We start from the raw sequence: 3,698 nt of genomic DNA on the forward strand, positions 1-3,698 counted from the left end.
TGCTTAAGCCGCTGGACTTATATGCCTCAATCCTAGCTTCCCACTGTTGCTTACGCTCTTTGTGCGTCATAGATAATCCCTCCTCATCATTTCTACGGAGGAATTATCTCACATCTGATTACAAATTTTTAGGTGTGCTCTATTTGACGCTTACGAATGTCCCACTGCTAATACTCGCGCATGCATCGCATCATTCATAACCTCAACTACTAAATGTTCAGTAATCATACCTGCGAGTCTAGAGACTACTGGAGAGCTTCAAGCACCTCATATAGCCGCTTGTACATCTATACTTTTAGGAAAAAATTTTAAGGGAGGTTTTACAAGTGAAAAAAAGGATTAAATTGGGCATTTTATTATTTATAATTGCCACTACACTTTCATTAATTTTATTGGGTTGTAGTCAAGAACCGTTTAATAACAACGTCAGGGAAAACAAAGCTAAAGAGCAGCCGATATCAAAAGAAAGTCTACAAAAGCCAGAAATTATTTTGGAAAGTTTAAAATCTGCATCACCGGAAGAAGTCATTCAAGCATTCTTTTGGGGGCATAGTAATCACAGCAAAGAAGTCGTTAACGCTACGCTCTATCATGAATATGAGAAGATTAATAGCGATTATCCAGAAATTAAGCAATGGGAAGTCCTGCAGATAACCAAGTTACTTAATCCCCCAGAATGGCTAAAAGACAGTGAAAAGCAATTTAATCAAGTAGAATATTTTAAGGTTAAACATCGCTTAACCCTCAATCCAGGATATGATTTATCCAATACGCAGCTAGCTGAAATAGCAGAGCGAGGGGAAATTGAATGGTACTTTGTCCTTGCCAAGGAAAGGGGGTCTAGGTGGTTTATAGTGTACTATGGAAATTAGAAGATGGTGGGTCATTAACCCACCATCTTCTATTGTTGGAGTTAACACGTTTATTTAATAACTGTCTATATTCCAGGGCTCAGCTTGTAAGCTTCACCCATTATATTAAATCTCGTTGCCCATTGGAATCATCTCCTTTGATTCATCTTCTTACCATATATAACAAATCAAAGAAGGCTTTTGTGACATGGAAGCAAAAAAATTTTTATGTGAATTCAGCCAGCAGTTCTCATCGGGAACCAATCTATTCAATCACGACCTTTTCAGCCCTGCAGTAAACCTTCATAGAATCATAATCCTTAAACGACTCAGGAAATCGTATATACATTCTACTTTTGTCTTGAACCCAATGCAGTTCATTAAGAGAAGAAAAATATTTTATCTCTTCTGTTTCCCCCGTGTTAGGTTGCAAGAACTCCGAGTTCACCGTATCACGGCACATTGCAAAGATTATACCCTCATTATAATCAAAAGACATCTTTCTTGCTGAGTAAGATAAATATGAAGGCATATAGTAAAAGAGTACTGTCCTTTCATTTACTTCAATAAAAAGTAATTCATAACCCGGAAAAGCAGTAGCAGGCTTATAGAAATAATCCAATTCATGCAATTTATTGGGATCTCTCAACTTATCTTCATCAGAAGCTTTTTTGGCAGCCATAATGGCTTCTACAAGTTCATCTACCGAGGAAGCTTTAAACGGCTCTATTTTGGTCCCATCCCATGCCCTCCATGTCCTGTAATAATCTGTCTTTCCATTCTTTTCGTACTCTGCTGTATATTCAATTATTCTTTTACCATTAGGTCTCTCAAAAACAACTGTTACGTCCGGATAATGAATTGTTGGTTTAGGCTTACCATCGACAAGCATATAATCTGGAGTGTTGTATCTAGCAAAATATGCATCAAAAAATTCCTTTTGGAAATTCGGATCAGCCACCAGTTGTGATATCTTTTTAAATATTTCATCAATATCTTTATCAGTTGCATCATTTTTCAAAATACAGGTGATTCGAAGGCAGGGAGTATAATATCTTGCTTCAATCTTTTGTATTTTATCATTTTCTTTGAGGATATTCGTTTTAAACTCTTTAAACATTGGAGTGTTTAGGTTATAGGTAATTGCGCATTCTGTAAAAATTAAATTTATAGCACTGATCAATAATAATATGACAAATACCTTTTTTGTCATCTCATCCGCCCTCCATACCGATATGGCATTACATATAATCGACATTGTCATTCAAAGTAAATTAATCCACCGCCCCATGTACTGGTAGATTCGAACCAGACATCATAACTTATAGACCTTCTTTCTCCCCATGTGGACACCGTTACCCATCTTGTTCCATCCGAATACCTGTAATATTCGGTGATCGTCATCCAGTGTGCTTTGTATTCATAATCTCCAAATGGCTGCATATTTAACATTGCCACAGGACTATCGTTGTTGAGGCCATTTTTTATATAAGTAGATGTATTGGTTAAAGTGAAATCCCAATTGTTTACAACCCTTCTTAAAGGTGCTCCTCTGTCTGATGAAAATTTCTCTACACTCTCTACAAATTTTCCCCACCATGTCCCCAGCAATCCCGGGTTTATATATGAATATAACGTATCCATGTGGGAAATGAAACTTGTTTTTGACAAATTTCTAAGAGAATAAAGAGCGTCCCATGTAGTTCCAGGCTTTCTAGCAAAATAACAAGTTATATTTGCGGCTGCAACCGGTCCACAACCACGGTTTTTCTTTGTTTCTGTATCATACCACGCCTGATCACCCCCATAATAAATAGTAGTTCCTTCATATACCGGAACAAAATTACTAATAGAGCTATTAATTAGTTTTGCACTCTCTATTACTGATAAGGCGTTCGTTGAAGTATTAGTAGAATTCATTGTATTAATTGCTATTTGAGATTTTTCTTTTGCTTTTACCACTCTAGAATAAATTTTCATTAATCTTTTTTGGGACTCTTTAAATTCTTGGGTTATATCTGTCGTATTGCCATTCCTACCTTCAAGTTCAAAATATTTTCCGTCATTTGATTTAATTACATATCTCATTGGAGGTATAAATATTACTCTTGCCTTTTTTCCATTAATAAACGCTTCTATTTTCTCAGCATTATCATTGAATGTTATTTCATATACACTACAATTATTTTCAGCTGCACCTATAAGTTATATAACCTATTTGATTATTAGCATATAGTATCGGAATCATATATGCAAATAAATTTCCCTCAACATCGTACAAATTCACAAAATTGTTACTAAGCTTAACCTGATTTTTATCAATATTTGATGCTGTTATGTTTATAAATGTATTTAAATAACATTTAGATATGCTCATTATTTTTTCTTTCTCTAATATTGCCCCATATGATGCGCTACCATCCGATTCCGTCCCATCATAAGTTCCGGTAGTAAAGTTAACCGTATTTCTTCTAATAACGTTATTACCCGGCTCAATGGCAAAACTATAGTAATTAATATTGAAAGTTATTAATGTTACAATAATAAGCCCCATTAATTTTACTAGAAATATACTTTTCCTTTTCATTTTGTACTCTCCTTTCATTTTATTAAGTAATAAAGACTAAATAACGCCGATGGTTTATCTGTAATTCGTCGAAAATCACTTCTGGACTGAGTATACCCCTAACAACCCATAGTGCACTCCCAAAAAGTCCAAGAGCTTTATTTCTGTATATTCCAGGGCTCAGCTTGTAAGCTTCACCCATTATATTAAATCTCGTTGCCCATTGGAATCACCCCCTTTGATTCATCTTCCTACTATATATAACCAAATTAAAGAAAGCT

Annotated in this window: 4 protein-coding genes; 1 reads left to right on the forward strand and 3 read right to left on the reverse strand. The window is 35.1% G+C overall.

Annotation, left to right across the window (positions count from 1 at the left end):
- The first annotated feature begins 326 nt into the window (after positions 1-326).
- On the forward strand, positions 327-872 hold the full coding sequence (locus BM241_RS11945; protein ID WP_092282891.1) for a hypothetical protein: 546 nt from the start codon (positions 327-329) through the stop codon (positions 870-872).
- A 244-nt stretch (positions 873-1,116) separates the two neighbouring features.
- Here the strand turns inward: BM241_RS11945 and BM241_RS11950 are convergent, their stop codons facing one another.
- The 3 genes from BM241_RS11950 to BM241_RS11960 form a co-directional block, all read right to left on the reverse strand.
- Entirely contained in the window at positions 1,117-2,064 is a 948-nt protein-coding gene (locus BM241_RS11950) for a hypothetical protein (protein WP_092282892.1), read from the reverse strand.
- A 47-nt stretch (positions 2,065-2,111) separates the two neighbouring features.
- Positions 2,112-2,939: a hypothetical protein gene (locus tag BM241_RS11955; protein WP_092282893.1), complete on the reverse strand. Its 828-nt coding sequence runs from the start codon at positions 2,937-2,939 to the stop codon at positions 2,112-2,114.
- A 100-nt stretch (positions 2,940-3,039) separates the two neighbouring features.
- Positions 3,040-3,438, reverse strand: coding sequence for a hypothetical protein (locus tag BM241_RS11960; protein WP_092282894.1), 399 nt, complete (start codon positions 3,436-3,438; stop codon positions 3,040-3,042).
- Positions 3,439-3,698 lie beyond the last annotated feature (260 nt).

It is taken from the genome of Caldicoprobacter faecalis (assembly GCF_900115765.1).
In the GTDB taxonomy this organism is placed as follows: domain Bacteria; phylum Bacillota; class Clostridia; order Caldicoprobacterales; family Caldicoprobacteraceae; genus Caldicoprobacter; species Caldicoprobacter oshimai.

What these genes read in the sequence shown, in the direction of transcription:
- BM241_RS11950 (WP_092282892.1), bottom strand. Translation starts at nt 2,064, where the DNA reads ATGACAAAAAAGGTATTTGTCATATTATTATTGATCAGTGCTATAAAT.
- BM241_RS11955 (WP_092282893.1), bottom strand. Translation starts at nt 2,939, where the DNA reads ATGAGATATGTAATTAAATCAAATGACGGAAAATATTTTGAACTTGAA.
- BM241_RS11960 (WP_092282894.1), bottom strand. Translation starts at nt 3,438, where the DNA reads ATGAAAAGGAAAAGTATATTTCTAGTAAAATTAATGGGGCTTATTATT.